The sequence below is a fragment of the Pseudomonas hormoni genome, from assembly GCF_018502625.1.
GTDB classification, from domain to species: domain Bacteria; phylum Pseudomonadota; class Gammaproteobacteria; order Pseudomonadales; family Pseudomonadaceae; genus Aquipseudomonas; species Aquipseudomonas hormoni.
The window spans coordinates 851,577-867,271 of record NZ_CP075566.1 but is presented as its reverse complement, the minus strand read 5'-3'; the positions used below and the strand labels follow the sequence as shown (position 1 = coordinate 867,271).

Here is a 15,695-nt window from a genome sequence, read left to right as displayed (position 1 = left end):
ATAACCAGCGGGTGACATGGATTGCAATGACTTGTACAAAGAGCCAGTAAGGGTACCGAAGCAGAAGAGCCCGCAGGTGGCCTCGCGGGTGCGTCGTTCAAATTTTCCTCATAAAAAAACCGCTCCCAAGGAGCGGTTTTTCATTTCTTGCCCGGAATCACCCAAACAACCAATACCCCAACAGCGTCAATACCACCACCGCCAGCACCGGTCGCAACACACGATAAGCCTTACGATGACTACGCTTCCACTGTTTGACCACGCCGCTGACCTTGTCACTGGAGTTCTTGCTCCACGCGTAAGCCTTGTTGATCCCGCCAACCCGTTCGTCGTCGAGGTTTTGCGGCGCCGTGGCGCGACCGAGCAAGCCGCTGATCCAGCGGTTGAGGCGAGTCATCAGTCGGTTGCTCAACGGACGTTCGATGTCGCAGAACAGAATGACCCGAGTCTTCTCGGTTTCGTTCTTCACCCAGTGCACATACGTCTCGTCAAACATCACATCTTCACCATCACGCCAGGCGTAAACCTGGCCGTCGACGAAAATGCGGCAATCATCGGAGTTCGGGGTCGACAGACCCAAGTGATAACGCAGGGAACCGGCAAACGGATCGCGGTGCGGGTTGAGATGACTGCCACCGGGCAACAGCGCAAACATGGCGCCTTTGACATTGGGAATACTGCTGACGAGCGCTACGGTTTTCGGGCACAGCGCTTCGGCGGATGGCAGGGGCTTGTCGTACCACTTGAGGTAGAAACGCTTCCAGCCTTTCTTGAAGAACGAGCCAAACCCGGCGTCGTTGTTTTTCTCGGCGGCGCGAATGTAACCCTCGTCGAACAAGTGCATCGCTTCGTCGCGGATGACTTCCCAGTTGTCTTTGAGTACGTCCAGTTCGGGGAATTTGCTGCGGTCCAGGTAAGGCCTGGAGGGCACGCTGGAGAACAGGTACATCAAGGCGTTATAAGGCGCGAACAGCGCGGAGTGGTTGACGAACTGGCGCAGGACCGGCAAACGCGCCTTGCCGCGCAAATGCACATAAAGCGTACTGCCCAGGAACAGCAGCAACAGCGACGCCTTCGCAGCAAAGGAAAAGGTCATCAACAACTCCTTGAGAAAAAACAACTCTGCACAACGCCATTTACCCGACGTTGCAGTCGGCCATGATAAACACTACCGGCCTCGGGAAAAACCCGCCTGACTCAACATTCACTGTTAAGGATTGTGCAATAAAGCACTTCTTAACATACCTCTCCTGAACGGGGGCTGACCTGAATCAACCCCCACTCCACGATCATAAAATCGACCGAACGCGGCCCGCGCTTTCAGCAGCCCTTATTGCTGATTCTCCTGTTCGGTAAACAGGTCACTGAACAGCATGCTCGACAGGTAGCGTTCGCCAGAATCGGGCAGGATCACCACAATCGTCTTGCCCTGCATTTCCGGGGTTTCCGCCAGGCGTACGGCCACGGCCATGGCAGCACCACAAGAAATACCGCACAAAATCCCCTCTTCCTGCATCAAGCGCAGGGCCATGGCCTTGGATTCATCGTCGGTCACCAGCTCGACACGGTCCACCATCGACAGGTCCAGGTTCTTCGGTACAAAACCGGCGCCGATGCCCTGGATCTTGTGCGGGCTTGGTTTAATCTCTTCACCGGCCAGCTTCTGTGTAATCACCGGCGAAACCACCGGTTCAACCGCCACGGAAAGAATCGGTTTGCCCTGGGTATTCTTGATATACCGCGAAACACCGGTAATGGTTCCACCCGTTCCAACGCCTGCCACCAGCACATCGACCGCGCCGTCGGTGTCGTTCCAGATTTCCGGACCGGTGGTTTTCTCGTGGATGGCCGGGTTGGCGGGGTTCTCGAACTGCGCCGGCATGAAGTAGAGGGACGGGGCGCTGGCGACGATCTCCGCAGCCTTTTCGATCGCGCCCTTCATGCCTTTGGCCGGCTCGGTCAGCACCAGTTCGGCGCCCAGTGCCTTGAGCACTTTGCGACGCTCAATGCTCATGGACGCCGGCATGGTCAACATCAGCTTGTAGCCCCGCGCAGCGGCAACGAACGCCAGACCAATGCCGGTATTGCCGGAAGTGGGCTCGACGATGGTCATGCCAGGCTTGAGTTTGCCGGTGCTTTCGGCGTCCCAGATCATGCTTGCTCCGATCCGGCACTTGACCGAATAGCCGGGATTGCGCCCCTCGATCTTGGCCAGGATGGTCACGCCACGCGGAGCGATGCGATTGATCTGCACCAGCGGCGTATTGCCAATGGAATGGGCGTTGTCAGCAAAAATACGGCTCATGGCTGGGTCCTTATGCAGCGTTGAATTAGCCCTTCACGGTATGCCTGTTGCCCGTGGTCGTCCAGTCGGGTCGAACGTCCGGTGATCACCGCAGTCAATGGTTTTACATCGCCGGAGATTTGCCATCATGAAACGTCGATACAGCTGGCCCCTGTGGATCCTCATCGGCCTCGTTGTGCTACTGATTACCGTGCATGTTGCCCTGCCCTACCTGGTGCGTGATTACCTGAACGACAAGCTCGCCGACATGGGCGACTACCGTGGACAGATCACCGACGTAGACCTGGCTCTGTGGCGCGGTGCCTACAAAATTAACGGGCTGAAAATCGTCAAGGTCGATGGCAAGGTCCCGGTGCCCTTCGTCAGTGCGCCGTTGATCGACCTTGCCGTCAGCTGGCACTCGCTCTTGTACGACCACGCGGTGGTGGCCAAGGTGCAGTTCTTCAACCCCGAGGTGAACTTCGTCGACGGCGGCGCCAACAAGCAAAACTCGCAGACCGGCCAGGGCACCGACTGGCGTGCGCAATTGAGCAAACTGGCACCCATCACCCTGGACGAAGTACGTATCTTCGATGGCAAGATCAGCTTCAGAAATTTCAATTCCAAGCCGCCCGTCAACATGAACGCGACCCAAGTCAACGCCAGCATTTACAACCTGACCAACGTCGCCGACAAGGACGGCAAGCGCGACGCACGCTTCGATGGCAAAGCGCTGCTGCTGGGGCACGCCCCACTGGAAACCACCGCGACCTTCGATCCGCTGAGCAACTTCGAAGATTTCCAGTTCCGCCTGCGCGCCAGGGACATTGAACTCAAACGCATGAACGACTTCGCCTCGGCCTACGGCAAGTTCGATTTCAATGCCGGACACGGTGATGTGGTGATCGAAGCACAAGCGAAAAAAGCCAAATTGACTGGCTATATCAAACCGCTGTTGAAAGACGTCGATGTGTTCAATTGGCAGCAGGACGTAGAGAACAAGGACAAAGGGCTGTTCCGGTCCATTTGGGAGGCCATTGTCGGTGGCTCCGAAACCGTGCTGAAAAACCAGGGCAAGAACCAGTTTGCGACTCGCGTGGAACTGAGCGGCAATGTACATCGGCAAGATATCAGCGCGTTCCAGGCGTTTTTGCAGATTTTGCGTAATGGTTTTGTCCAGGCATTCAATGCCCGTTATGAGCGGCCGAAGCCGGAAGCCGGTTAAGGTTTGCGCGTAACGGTATAGCGGCCGGTTTCTTCAGCTGCCCGCGCCGAATTGGATTGCTGCTGCAGAAAATCCCAACCGAGGCAGGCCAGGGCCAATGATCGAGGCACGGCTTCACGACCGCTGCTGTAGCGCGTGATGCTGCGGGCGCTCACCCCCAAAGCCTCGGCCGCCTGATTCAGCGGCAATCCGGTACGCGCACGCCAGTCAATGAAGATCCGGGTATTTTCATCCGCCGCGTTTTGCGCGAGCGCATCCAGATAGACAGTGTCTGCGCCGATCTGGATATCCTGCTCGGGCCACTCGACGCTCCAGCCATCATCGCCCAGGGTTGCACCGTCGAAAGCGCCAGCCTCCAGCAAGGGTTGCAATCCTGGATAGGTACGCAAGTCGCGGCTCAAATCGAGCGTGAGTTGCTGACCGTCGATAAATGTCAGCGCCAACCGGTAATCCGGCAACGCCTGCACGGCGGACAACCGTGGTCGTTTCATGGGTAACATCGTTTCCAGTCCTCCAGTAATTGCACCTGATGGGCCCTGACCCAACTTAGCGCTTCCTTGATAATCAGCGGCGGTGCCTTTCCCACCATCACTTCGACGGTTTCCAGGCTGAGCATCACATGGAGCCTGCCACCGGTCAGGTGGACATGAGGCGGCGGGTGATCCTTCTCGCGCAACTGAATGCGGTACGTATCGCGAAATTGATATTTAGTAGACATGCCGGGCAAGCTATCGCCAAAATGGCGATAGCTCAATACTGGCCAGCCGCCGAAACCGAGTCAAGATGTGACGCTCCATTCAGAGACTGAATAAGCCGTCTGCGTTCACAGTCGACCGGGCAGCGCGTTATAGTCGGGTACTACAATTATTGCGCCCCGCCCTGCCCCGTCAGGTCGGCGTTTACCGTTCGAGGATTAGCAGATGAAGTTCGAAGGCACCCAGGCCTACGTCGCCACCGATGACCTGAAGCTGGCGGTCAACGCCGCCATCACCCTGGAGCGTCCGCTGCTGGTCAAGGGCGAGCCAGGCACCGGCAAGACCATGCTGGCCGAGCAACTGGCGGAATCCTTCGGCGCCAAGCTGATCACCTGGCACATCAAATCCACCACCAAGGCGCATCAGGGCCTGTACGAGTACGACGCGGTCAGCCGCCTGCGCGATTCGCAGCTGGGCACGGAAAAGGTCCACGACGTTCGCAATTACCTGAAAAAGGGCAAGCTCTGGGAGGCTTTCGAGTCTGAAGAGCGGGTGATTCTGCTGATCGACGAAATCGACAAGGCCGACATCGAGTTCCCGAACGACCTGCTGCAAGAACTCGACAAGATGGAGTTCTACGTTTACGAGATCGACGAGACCATCAAGGCCAAGAAGCGCCCGATCATCATCATTACCTCCAACAACGAAAAAGAGCTGCCGGACGCTTTCCTGCGCCGCTGCTTCTTCCACTACATCGCCTTCCCGGATCGCGTCACGATGCAACGGATCGTCGACGTGCACTACCCGAACATCAAGAAAGACCTGGTCAGCGAGGCGCTGGATGTGTTCTTCGACGTGCGCAAGGTGCCGGGCCTGAAGAAAAAGCCATCGACCTCCGAACTGGTGGACTGGCTGAAGCTGCTGATGGCCGACAACATCGGCGAGGCCGTGCTGCGCGAACGCGATCCGACCAAGGCGATTCCGCCGCTGGCCGGTGCCTTGGTCAAGAACGAACAGGACGTGCAATTGCTTGAGCGTCTGGCGTTCATGAGCCGTCGCGGCACCCGCTAAGAGGCTGATGCCATGCTGCTCAACCTGTTCAATGAAATGCGTGCAGCCAAGGTGCCGGTCTCGGTGCGCGAGCTGCTGGACCTGATCAACGCGCTGAAGCAGCGCGTGACCTTCGCCGACATGGATGAGTTCTATTACCTGTCCCGGACGATCCTGGTGAAGGACGAAAAGCATTTCGACAAGTTCGACCGGGCCTTCGGCGCTTACTTCAATGGCCTGGAAAAACTCGATGACCACCTTCAGGCCTTGATTCCCGAAGACTGGTTGCGCAAGGAATTCGAGCGTTCACTGACTGACGAAGAGCGCGCGGCGATCCAGTCCCTTGGCGGCCTGGACAAGCTGATCGAAGAGTTCAAGAAACGCCTCGAAGAACAGAAAGAACGCCACGCCGGCGGCAACAAGTGGATCGGCACCGGCGGCACCAGCCCGTTCGGCTCCGGCGGCTTCAACCCGGAAGGCATTCGGGTCGGCGATGCCGGTAAGCGACAGGGCAAGGCGGTCAAGGTCTGGGATCAGCGCGAGTACAAAAACCTCGACGATTCGGTGGAACTGGGCACGCGCAACATCAAGGTCGCGCTGCGCCGGCTGCGTAAATTTGCTCGTCAGGGTGCGGCGGAAGAGCTCGATATCGATGGCACCATCGATCACACCGCTAAAGATGCCGGGTTGCTGAACATCCAGATGCGGCCGGAGCGGCGCAACACCGTCAAGCTGTTGCTGCTGTTCGACATCGGCGGCTCGATGGACGCCCACGTGAAAATCTGCGAGGAACTGTTTTCGGCCTGCAAGACCGAGTTCAAGCATCTTGAGTACTTCTACTTCCACAACTTCATTTACGAGTCGGTGTGGAAGAACAACATGCGCCGCACCTCCGAGCGCACCTCGACCCAGGACTTGCTGCACAAGTACGGCGCCGACTACAAAGTGATCTTCATCGGTGACGCCGCCATGGCGCCCTATGAAATCACCCAGGCCGGCGGCAGCGTCGAGCACTGGAACGAAGAAGCCGGTTACGTTTGGATGCAGCGGTTCAAGGAGAAGTACAAGAAGCTCATCTGGATTAACCCGTATCCGAAAGATACGTGGGGCTATACGTCGTCGACCAATATCGTGCGGGATTTGATTGATGACCAGATGTACCCGTTGACGTTGCGGGGGCTTGAAGAAGGGATGAGGTTTCTTTCCAAATAGCACACTGATCTTGTGGCGAGGGAGCTTGCTCCCGCTGGACTGCGCAGCAGTCCCATTCTTTCTTTCAGATTAGAGGGGTCGCTTCGCGACCCAGCGGGAGCAAGCTCCCTCGCCACAATTAAAAGCGCTGCAAGTACGCAATCTGCTCCCGATGCGCCACCTCCTGCACCACCGGCCGCAACCGCACCGTCGCCCCCGGCAGACACTGCGCCAGCCGCGCCAATGCCAACGGCGTCAACGCCCCCAATCGCGGATACCCGCCAATGGTCTGCCGATCATTGAGCAATACAATCGGCTGCCCGTCCGGTGGCACCTGAACCGCGCCGAGCGGTATGCCTTCGGAAATCATCGGCTTGCCCTGATACGCCAAGGCAGTCCCCAGCAAGCGAATACCCATCCGGTCGGCGCGGCTGTCGAGGGTCCAGGTGCTATTGAACGCGTCGAACAGACTCTGGCCGCTGAACTCACCGATCTGCGCGCCGATCACCAGGTCCAGTGGTGAATCGAGCTTGAAATCCGGCACCTGCTCAAACGGCAACTCGCGCACCAGCAGCGGCGCATCAGCGGAGTAACTCAACGATGCACCTTTGGCCAGCGCTCGCCCCATGCCGTCCAGCCCACCCAGTTCCTCGCGCACCACCGTCGCGCTGCTGCCCAGCACCTTTGGTGCATCGAACCCGCCCGGCGCCGCGAGATAAGCCCGCGCCCCCAGCAGCGGCTGAGTGAACTGCAAACGCTGACCTTTGCGCAGCTTGAAACTGCGCCATGGCGCCAGTGCCTGACCGTCCAGTTGCGCGCCAAGGTCCGCCCCTGCCAGCGCCAGCAAGCAATCGTCTTCGGCGACAACGCTGAACCCGCCAAGGGTGATTTCAATCACCGTTGCGTCCAGCGCATTACCCAGCAGCCAGTTGGCCCATGACATCGAGCGCCAATCCAGTGCGCCGCCCTGGGTCACGCCCAGATGCCGAACGCCAAACCGGCCAGCGTCCTGCAACAGGCACAGCGGTGTACTCGCTTCAATCAATAGACAGCTCATGCCTGCGCCTCCAATGGCGTGTCGTCGCCGCCCAGGTTGATGAACTCGGCATGGCTGACCGCTTCAAAACGCACGGTGTCGCCCGGTTGCATGAGGCTGTAGCCGTCGCGCTCGCGGTCGAACAGTTTGGCCGGGGTGCGGCCAATCAGGTTCCAGCCGCCGGGGGACACCACCGGATAAGCAGCGGTTTGCCGTTCGGCGATCCCCACACTGCCGGCCGCGACTTTTTTGCGCGGCGTATTCAGGCGCGGCGCGGCGAGGACTTCTTCGACCAACCCCATAAAGGCAAAACCCGGCGCGAAGCCCAAGGCGAACACCTGATACTCACGCTCACTGTGGCGGCGGATCACCTCTTCCACCGCCAGCCCGCTGCGCTGAGACAACAGGCTCAACTCCGGACCGACGCTCACGTCATACCAGACCGGCAGCACGTGACATTTGCCGCCAGTGCGGGTGTTGGGCGACAGATCGACCAGTGCTTCGGCGATCAATTCCCGAGCCTGAACCGGACTCAACGCACTCAGATCGTAATGCACCATCAACGTCGTATACGACGGCACCAGATCGATCAAATGCACCCCAAACGCAGCACGCAGATTTTCGCTGGCAGCGAGCATCCACGGCATGTTGGCTTCGGCGATCTCATCGAACAGCCGCACCATCAGGCAATCCAGCGCCACCACTTCCACCCGCGGTTTCATGGTGCGCTCTGCTGATCGAGGGCTTCGCGAATCCGCCGTACCGCGGCCACCGAACTGGCGTTGTCGCCGTGTACGCACAGGGTGTTGGCCTGCAAGTGCAAGGCGCTGCCGTCGCTGGCGGTGAGGTTGTCGCCACGGGCGATGGTCAGCGCCTGTTCGATGATCTTTTCCGGGTCGTGATGCACTGCGCCCGCCAGTTGTCGCGAGACCAGCATGCCGGCGCTGTCGTAGGCGCGATCGGCGAAGGCTTCGAACCACAGCGTTACGCCGTACTCATCGCCCAATCGCTGCGCGGCGCTGTTGTCGCGGGTCGCCATCAGCATCAGCGGCAAGGTCTTGTCATAAGACGCCACGGCTTGCAGGACGGCGCGCAATTGCGCCGGGTTGGCCATCATGTCGTTGTACATCGCGCCGTGGGGTTTGACGTAGCTGACACGCCCGCCTTGCGCCCGGCAAAGACCGTCAAGAGCGCCGATCTGGTAATGCAGAATGTCCTGAAGTTCCTGAGCGGCATACGCCATGGAACGACGGCCGAACCCCACCAGATCCTGATACGCAGGATGCGCACCGATCTGCACGCCATTGCTCAGGGCCAGGCTGACGGTCTTGCGCATGATGCTCGGGTCGCCGGCGTGAAAGCCGCAGGCGATGTTGGCGCAGTCGATGAAGGGCATGACCTCGGCATCCAGACCCATGGTCCAGTTGCCAAAACTCTCGCCGATGTCGCAGTTCAATAGCAGGCGGCTCACGGTGAACACTCCTGTAGGTTTTATTCTTTTCTATCTGTAAGGCATTTGCCCGCAGATTATCAGTTACTCGGCTTCGAGTTGCTTGCCACGGGTTTCCGGCAGGCTCAATGCTGCAAGGATTACCACCCCGTAGGACACCGCCGCAAACGCCCCGATGCCTACACTCAAGGGCACCTTCTGGCTGAGCAAACCGATCAACAGCGGGAACAACGCCGCCAGCGCCCGGCCGATGTTGTAGCAAAAGCCCTGGCCCGAGCCACGAATCCGCGTGGGAAACAGCTCGGTCAAAAATGCACCCATGCCGCTGAAGATCCCGGAGGCGAAGAAACCCAAAGGAAAGCCCAGCCACAACATCACGCCATTACTCACCGGTAGTTGGGTATAGAGCAGCACAATGGTGAACGAGCCGACCGCGAACAGGATGAAGTTCTTCTTACGCCCGAGGATGTCAGTCAAATACGCGCTGATGACATAACCGACGTAGGAACCGACGATCACCATCGCCAGATAACCGCCCGTGCCGAGTACGCTCAAACCGCGCTCGTTCTTCAGAAAAGTCGGGAGCCAGGACGTGATTGCGTAGTAACCACCCAGTGCGCCGGTGGTCAGCACCGAAGCGCGAAGCGTGGTGAAGAGGATGCCAGGCGCGAAAATCTCGTAGAACTTCGCCGGGTTGCTTGGCTCCTGTCTGGCTTTGGCTTCGCGGTAGATTTCCGGGTCCTTGACCAGGCGGCGGACAAAGATCACGAAAATCGCCGGCACAATGCCCAGGATGAACAGTGCCCGCCACGCGTCTTCCGGCGGCAACACCGAGAACAGCAGCGCATACAGAATCGCCGTCAGCCCCCAACCCAGCGCCCAGCCCGATTGCACCATGCCCACCGCTTTGCCGCGGTCCTTGGCGCGAATCACTTCGCCCATCAGCACCGCACCGGCGGTCCACTCACCGCCGAAACCGAAACCCATCAAGGTGCGGCTAATCAGCAATTGCTCGTAGTTCTGCGCGAAGCCGCAGAGGAAGGTGAAGAAGGCGAACCACAGCACCGTCAGTTGCAGGGTGCGCACGCGACCGATACGGTCGGACAGAATCCCCGCCACCCAACCGCCGATGGCCGAGGCGATCAGGGTACTGGTGTGAATCAGCCCGGCTTCACCGGTGGTGATGCCCCACATCGCAATCAGGGTCGGCACCACGAAGCTGAGCATCTGGGTGTCCATGCCGTCCAGGCCGTAGCCGATCTTGCAGCTCCAGAACGTGCGGCGTTCCTGCTGATTGATGTTGCGGTACCAGTCGAAAGGTCCCGGACGAGCCGTTGGCTTCGGGATGGCGGTGGTGTCGGGCGCACTCATGGCAAATCTCCGTGCAAATTTTATTGGTATTGTTCTGAGCCCCGACGACGCCTATCGTGGGAACCGGATGGCCTGATTTTTGGGCGCCCGGCCCTGTTGCGTCCAACTAATAAAAACCCGCCTTAGGCATAAGAAAAACTTAACGCCATGAACCTGAAGTTTCTCGAGACCTTCGTCTGGGTCGCCCGACTCAAAAGTTTTCGCCTGACCGCGGACAAGCTGTTCACCACCCAGGCGTCGATTTCCAGCCGCATCGCCGTGCTCGAAGGCGAACTCGGGGTGAAGCTGTTCCTGCGTGATTCGCGCGGCGTGAGCCTGACGCCCGAAGGCTTGAAAGTGCTCGAATACGCCGAGCAAATGATGGACACCATGCAGGCACTCAAACAGTCGATCGAGACCCGTTCAAGCAAGGTGGGACGGGTGCGGATCGGCGTGATGGACACGGTGATTCATACCTGGCTGAGCCCGTTGGTGGCGCAGATGACGGATCACTATCCGCTGGTGGAAATCGAGCTGGTGGCCGATACCTCGCTCAACCTCTGCGATCAGCTGCAAAAAGGCTTCCTCGACCTGATCCTGCAAACCGATCTGCTACGCCAGGAAAGCGTGCGCAGCCTGGAACTGGCCAGTCACCCGATGGGCTGGATCGCGGCCAGTAACTCGATCTACAACCGCGAGTATTCCGGCGTGGCCGATCTGGCGCGGGAGCGGATCATTACCTACTCGAAGAACTCACACCCACACCAGGAAGTGCTCGCGCTGATGCAGGCCAATGGCGTCATGACGCCGCGGCTGAACTGCGTGAACTCGGTGTCGGCGATTACCCGGTTGCTGCGGGACGGTTTCGGCATTGGCGCGTTGCCACCGGTGCTGGTCGCCGAGGAACTGGCGCGAGGGGAACTGACCTTGCTGGACATCGATCAGCGTCCGCCTGATTTGCAGGTGGTGGTGTCGTGGCGGACCGGGGCGGAGTGGGTCGAGGAGATTGTGGCGTTGTGTCAGCAGGTGCTGGCGGGGTATGCGCGCAAGGTGGGTGAGCGCTACATCGTTCTGGCTGATTGACCAGACTCTGTGGCGAGGGAGCTTGCTCCCGCTGGACTGCGAAGCAGCCCCAAAACGGAACTCTCAGTGCGTCAGGTAAACCGCGGTTACCGCATTTACGACTGCTGCGCAGCCGAGCGGGAGCAAGCTCCCTCGCCACAAAGGCTCATCGCCACAGTTAGAGCCCGCGCACATCCCGATCAACGATCGGCCGGCTCTGGCGCAGGCGCTTGCCGCCCAGCACCACCCAGTCGATCAGCCGGAACAGGCATTCAATCCCGAACGACAACAGCAACGCGCCACTCATGCCCCAGATCATCGCTTCCGGCGTCAGCAGGATCTGGTAGCTGTAGCCGTTCCAGGTTTCCTTGCGGATATCCGGGTCGGCGGCCAGTACAACCTGCAGGAAACGGATGTACCACGGGCCTTGCATGGCCTGGAATTGTTTATCGAGGGCCAGCTGGCGGGTGAGCAGGTTGCTCAGGCTGTCGGCATCGCTGCGAAAGATCGGGTCTTCACTGGCGCGGTAATGGGCGACCAGTGCCTGCATGTCGCCCTTGAAGAATTGATTGGCGGTGCCCTGAAAACCGCTCAGGCCGGTCTGCGCCTCGATCAGGTGGGCTTCGACCCGCTTGGCGTAGTCGTTGATGAACCCCGGCACCTGGACACCGATCAACAGGCCCGCCGCGAACAACACCAGCCGTAGATAACTGAGCAACATGGGAGCGTCCTTTATTCGGTCTTGCCCTGGCTGACGCATTCACCGCGTCGCCACAGGCTCCATTGGCCCGGTTCGTAGCGGGTCCAGGTTTCGTTTTCGGTCAGGGGTTCGGTGGCGATCACCGTGACCACATCGTTGGGCGTGGTTTCGGCCTGAAAGTCGACGATCACATCGACATCTTTCAACCGCGCCGGGCCGAACGGTGCACGGCGGGTGATCTGCGCCAGTTTGGTCGAGCAGTAGCAGAACAGCCAATCGCCATCGCTGAGCAGGCAATTGAACACGCCTTTGCTGCGGTATTCCGCGCAGGCGGCCACCAGATCGGGCAAAAGTGCTTCGATCTCTACCGGTTCAGGAAAGGCTGCGCGCACACGATTGAGCAAATCGCAAAAGGCCGCTTCACTGTCGGTATCGCCGACCGGGCGGTAAAAGCTTGTGATCGGTTGAAAATCCGCAAGCTGGCCATTGTGGGCGAAACACCAGTTGCGGCCCCACAGCTCGCGCACGAACGGATGGGTGTTGGACAGGCAGACCTTGCCTACGTTGGCCTGGCGGATGTGCCCGATCACCACTTCACTCTTGATCGGATAGCGCTGCACCAGATTCGCGACTTCCGACTCACTGCTGGCCGCCGGATCCTGGAACAACCGCAGGCCACGGCCTTCATAGAACGCGATGCCCCAACCGTCACGGTGCGGACCGGTACGGCCGCCGCGCTGCATCAGCCCGGTGAAGCTGAACACGATATCGGTCGGCACATTGGCGCTCATGCCCAATAACTCACACATGCTCGGACTCTCTGTAAGGCAGGGGCAAGGTTACAAACGCGGTTCTACGCGCATACGCTGAGGGTTGCTCGGGACCGGCGGGCGACCATAACGGTCATCACCGGCACCGCCGAAGGGATGATCCTCTTCAGGATCGTCGGCACGGGCCGCCGCCTTGGCAGCCGCTGTGCGTTCCTTGCGCGCATTGGCGGCGCGTTCGATCGGGAAACGGATCGCGACGAACACCAGATAAATGCCGAAGGCGATCATGCCGTACATGAACAGGTCGGAGATGGCCCGCCAGGCGTTGTTGCCAACCTTGAACGCGAGGTCAAGGGCGGTAATGGCGATGGCCGGGGCAACCTTTTCCTTCACCGGATCGATGATCGTCGGACTGAACAGCAACACGGCGACCAGCAGCCGCAGGGGCTCGCGCAGCCAGCGCCACATCCAGCGGGTCAAGCGCATCCACACCAACAGGCAGCCTAAAGCGGCGAAGGCGTAGAGGCCCCAGGCGATCAGATAGTCGTTCTCGGTCATGGTGTCCATGGCAAGGCAGGCAAAGAGGCGCTTATAGTAACGACTTTTCGCACGTCAGGCTTGCCCCAATGCCAGTCGGTCAAGACACTGAACCTGTGGGAGCGAGCCTGCTCGCGATGAGGTCAGTACATTCAACATCAATGTTGTCTGGCAGTCCGCCATCGCGAGCAGGCTCGCTCCCACAGGGATCTGTGTAAGGCATCAGGATTTTTCCTGCACCCTGCGAAGCCTCTATTCCGTACATCGCCCGAGAGTCCTTCATGCCCGTATCCGCCAACATCACCAGCGCCCCGATTGCCCACAAGGCTGAAGGTTCTGACCCGTATGCCTGGCTGCAGGAACGCGACACCGACGCGGTGCTCGATTACCTCAAGGCTGAAAACCGCTATCAAGAGGCGCAAACCGCCGATCAGGCCGGGCTGCGCGAAACCCTGTTCGAAGAGATCAAGGGCCGGATTCTCGAAACCGACCTGTCGCTGCCCTCCCCGTGGGGCCCGTATCTGTATTACACGCGCACCACGGCCGGTGACGAATACGCCCGTCATTACCGCTGCCCCCGCCCGGCCGACGACAGCCTGCAGCTCGATGAAGCCCGGGAACAACTGCTGCTGGACCCGAACGAACTGGCCAACGGCGGCTTCTTTTCCCTCGGTGCGTTCAGCATCAGCCCGGACCACCAGCGCCTGGCCTACAGCATCGACTCCACCGGCGATGAGATTTACACCCTGTTCGTGAAGGAATTATCCAGCGGCCGCGTCAGCGAACTGGAATTCACGGACTGCGACGGCAGCATGACCTGGGCCAACGACAGCCTGACGCTGTTCTTCGGCGAACTGGACGACACCCACCGTCCGCACAAACTGTTCCGCTATCGACTGGACGGCACGGCAGCCGAAGAAGTGTTCCATGAGCCGGACGGCCGCTTCTTCATGCATTGCTATCGCTCGAGTTCGGAGCAGCAATTGCTGCTGGCGCTGGGCAGCAAGACCACCAGCGAAGTCTGGGTGCTCGACGCGTTCCAGCCGCAGCAGGCGTTTACCTGCATCGCGCCGAGGCTCGAAGATCATGAATATGATGTCGATCACGGCGCACTCGATGGCCAATGGACCTGGTTCATTCGCACCAACCGCGACGGTATCAACTTTGCCTTGTACACGGCTGTCGATACCGGCATTGCGCCGACCGAAGCCGACTGGCAGAACCTGATTCCCCACAGCGACACAACGATGATCGACGGCATGAGCCTCAACGCCGGGGCCATGAGCCTCAGCCTGCGTGAGGGTGGCTTGCCGATCATCGAAGTCCACCCGCAAGACCTGCCGAGCTACCGCGTGCAATTGCCGGATGCGGCTTACAGCCTGCACGTGCAAAACAGCCTGGAGTTCGTCAGCGACCGCATCCGTTTGCGTTACGAAGCGCTGAACCGTCCGGCGCAGATCCGCCAACTGGAACTGGTCAGCGGCGAACAGAAAGTGTTGAAGGAAACCCCGGTGCTCGGCCCGTTCGACGCCGACGCCTACGTCAGCCAGCGCCTTTGGGCGACAGCGCCGGACGGTACGCAAGTTCCGATCAGCCTGGTCGTCAAACGCGAAGCCCTTGGTAAGCCAACGCCACTTTATCTGTACGGCTACGGCGCCTACGGCGAAAGCCTCGACCCGTGGTTCTCCCATGCGCGCCTGAGCCTGCTGGATCGCGGCGTGGCGTTTGCGATTGCCCACGTGCGGGGCGGCGGCGAACTGGGTGAAGCCTGGTATCGCGCCGGCAAACAGGAACACAAGCACAATACCTTCAGCGACTTCATTGCCTGCGCCGAGCACCTGATCGCCAACGGCTTCACCACATCAAAGCAACTGGCGATCAGCGGTGGCAGTGCTGGCGGCTTGCTGATTGGCGCGGTGCTCAACATGCGTCCGGAGCTGTTCGGCGCGGCGATTGCCGAAGTGCCGTTCGTCGACGTGCTGAACACCATGCTCGACCCGGACCTGCCGTTGACCGTTACCGAATACGACGAGTGGGGCAATCCTGAAGAGCCGGACGTTTATGATCGGATCAAGGCCTACGCCCCGTACGAAAACGTCACCGCGCAAGCGTATCCGGCAACGCTGGTGATCGCCGGCTACAACGACAGTCGCGTGCAGTATTGGGAAGCGGCGAAGTGGGTAGCGAAATTGCGCGCGACCAAAACTGACGACAACCCACTGCTGCTCAAGACCGAACTGGGCGCCGGGCATGGCGGGATGAGCGGTCGTTATCAGGGATTACGTGACGTAGCGCTCGAATACGCATTTGTTTTCAAGGTTTTGGGGATTGCCTGAGGAACTTGG

The 15,695-nt window shown here is 59.7% G+C and carries 16 protein-coding genes; 5 read left to right on the top strand and 11 right to left on the bottom strand.

What is annotated here, in order from left to right; genetic code table 11:
* Positions 1–157: 157 nt before the first annotated feature.
* On the bottom strand, positions 158–1,096 hold the full coding sequence (locus KJF94_RS04030) for an aspartyl/asparaginyl beta-hydroxylase domain-containing protein (protein ID WP_214381350.1): 939 nt from the start codon (positions 1,094–1,096) through the stop codon (positions 158–160).
* Positions 1,097–1,330: 234 nt separating this feature from the next.
* Positions 1,331–2,305, bottom strand: coding sequence for a cysteine synthase A (cysK, locus tag KJF94_RS04025; protein WP_214381348.1), 975 nt, complete (start codon positions 2,303–2,305; stop codon positions 1,331–1,333).
* 127 nt (positions 2,306–2,432) lie between these two features.
* Here cysK and KJF94_RS04020 point away from each other — a divergent pair, with 127 nt between their 5' ends.
* Positions 2,433–3,509, top strand: coding sequence for a DUF748 domain-containing protein (locus tag KJF94_RS04020; protein ID WP_214381346.1), 1,077 nt, complete (start codon positions 2,433–2,435; stop codon positions 3,507–3,509).
* Here KJF94_RS04020 and KJF94_RS04015 read toward each other — a convergent pair.
* Together KJF94_RS04015 and KJF94_RS04010 are read right to left on the bottom strand one after the other, a co-directional pair.
* On the bottom strand, positions 3,506–4,009 hold the full coding sequence (locus tag KJF94_RS04015; protein WP_214381344.1) for a DUF2442 domain-containing protein: 504 nt from the start codon (positions 4,007–4,009) through the stop codon (positions 3,506–3,508). The two genes, KJF94_RS04020 and KJF94_RS04015, sit on opposite strands and share 4 nt — an antisense overlap.
* Positions 3,997–4,227 (bottom strand): DUF4160 domain-containing protein, encoded by a 231-nt coding sequence (locus KJF94_RS04010; RefSeq protein WP_214384714.1) that lies wholly within the window; start codon positions 4,225–4,227, stop codon positions 3,997–3,999. Before KJF94_RS04010 ends, KJF94_RS04015 begins: the two co-directional genes overlap by 13 nt.
* Before the next feature lie 202 nt (positions 4,228–4,429).
* Here KJF94_RS04010 and KJF94_RS04005 point away from each other — a divergent pair, with 202 nt between their 5' ends.
* Both KJF94_RS04005 and KJF94_RS04000 read left to right on the top strand, forming a co-directional pair.
* Positions 4,430–5,275: an AAA family ATPase gene (locus tag KJF94_RS04005; protein WP_007898718.1), complete on the top strand. Its 846-nt coding sequence runs from the start codon at positions 4,430–4,432 to the stop codon at positions 5,273–5,275.
* 12 nt (positions 5,276–5,287) lie between these two features.
* A complete protein-coding gene (locus KJF94_RS04000; protein WP_214381342.1) occupies positions 5,288–6,466 on the top strand; it encodes a vWA domain-containing protein in 1,179 nt (392 codons plus the stop codon).
* Between the two features lie 118 nt (positions 6,467–6,584).
* On the opposite strand, the gene KJF94_RS03995 is transcribed toward KJF94_RS04000, so the two are convergent.
* From KJF94_RS03995 to KJF94_RS03980, 4 genes are all read right to left on the bottom strand, one after another.
* A complete protein-coding gene (locus KJF94_RS03995; protein ID WP_214381340.1) occupies positions 6,585–7,502 on the bottom strand; it encodes a 5-oxoprolinase subunit C family protein in 918 nt (305 codons plus the stop codon).
* Positions 7,499–8,203 (bottom strand): 5-oxoprolinase subunit PxpB, encoded by a 705-nt coding sequence (pxpB, locus tag KJF94_RS03990; protein ID WP_214381338.1) that lies wholly within the window; start codon positions 8,201–8,203, stop codon positions 7,499–7,501. Before pxpB ends, KJF94_RS03995 begins: the two co-directional genes overlap by 4 nt.
* Positions 8,200–8,952 (bottom strand): 5-oxoprolinase subunit PxpA, encoded by a 753-nt coding sequence (locus KJF94_RS03985; RefSeq protein ID WP_214381336.1) that lies wholly within the window; start codon positions 8,950–8,952, stop codon positions 8,200–8,202. Before KJF94_RS03985 ends, pxpB begins: the two co-directional genes overlap by 4 nt.
* A 63-nt stretch (positions 8,953–9,015) precedes the next feature.
* Positions 9,016–10,302 carry an MFS transporter gene (locus tag KJF94_RS03980; RefSeq protein WP_214381334.1) on the bottom strand — a complete coding sequence of 429 codons (1,287 nt, stop codon included), beginning with the start codon at positions 10,300–10,302 and terminating at the stop codon, positions 9,016–9,018.
* Between the two features lie 147 nt (positions 10,303–10,449).
* Between KJF94_RS03980 and KJF94_RS03975 the strand changes: the two genes are divergently transcribed.
* The gene (locus tag KJF94_RS03975) at positions 10,450–11,364 is read left to right on the top strand and encodes a LysR family transcriptional regulator (protein WP_214381331.1); all 915 of its coding nucleotides are present in this window, start codon (positions 10,450–10,452) and stop codon (positions 11,362–11,364) included.
* Positions 11,365–11,521: 157 nt separating this feature from the next.
* Here KJF94_RS03975 and KJF94_RS03970 read toward each other — a convergent pair whose 3' ends face one another.
* Genes KJF94_RS03970 through KJF94_RS03960 form a run of 3 tightly spaced genes read right to left on the bottom strand, consistent with a single transcriptional unit; the run spans position 11,522 to position 13,380 of the window.
* The gene (locus KJF94_RS03970; RefSeq protein WP_214381329.1) at positions 11,522–12,064 is read right to left on the bottom strand and encodes a DUF2937 family protein; all 543 of its coding nucleotides are present in this window, start codon (positions 12,062–12,064) and stop codon (positions 11,522–11,524) included.
* A gap of 11 nt (positions 12,065–12,075) precedes the next feature.
* Positions 12,076–12,852: a class II glutamine amidotransferase gene (locus tag KJF94_RS03965; protein WP_214381327.1), complete on the bottom strand. Its 777-nt coding sequence runs from the start codon at positions 12,850–12,852 to the stop codon at positions 12,076–12,078.
* Between the two features lie 30 nt (positions 12,853–12,882).
* Positions 12,883–13,380: an MFS transporter gene (locus KJF94_RS03960; RefSeq protein ID WP_214381325.1), complete on the bottom strand. Its 498-nt coding sequence runs from the start codon at positions 13,378–13,380 to the stop codon at positions 12,883–12,885.
* A 251-nt stretch (positions 13,381–13,631) separates the two neighbouring features.
* Here KJF94_RS03960 and KJF94_RS03955 point away from each other — a divergent pair, with 251 nt between their 5' ends.
* Positions 13,632–15,686 (top strand): S9 family peptidase, encoded by a 2,055-nt coding sequence (locus tag KJF94_RS03955; RefSeq protein WP_214381323.1) that lies wholly within the window; start codon positions 13,632–13,634, stop codon positions 15,684–15,686.
* The last annotated feature ends 9 nt before the right edge of the window (positions 15,687–15,695 follow it).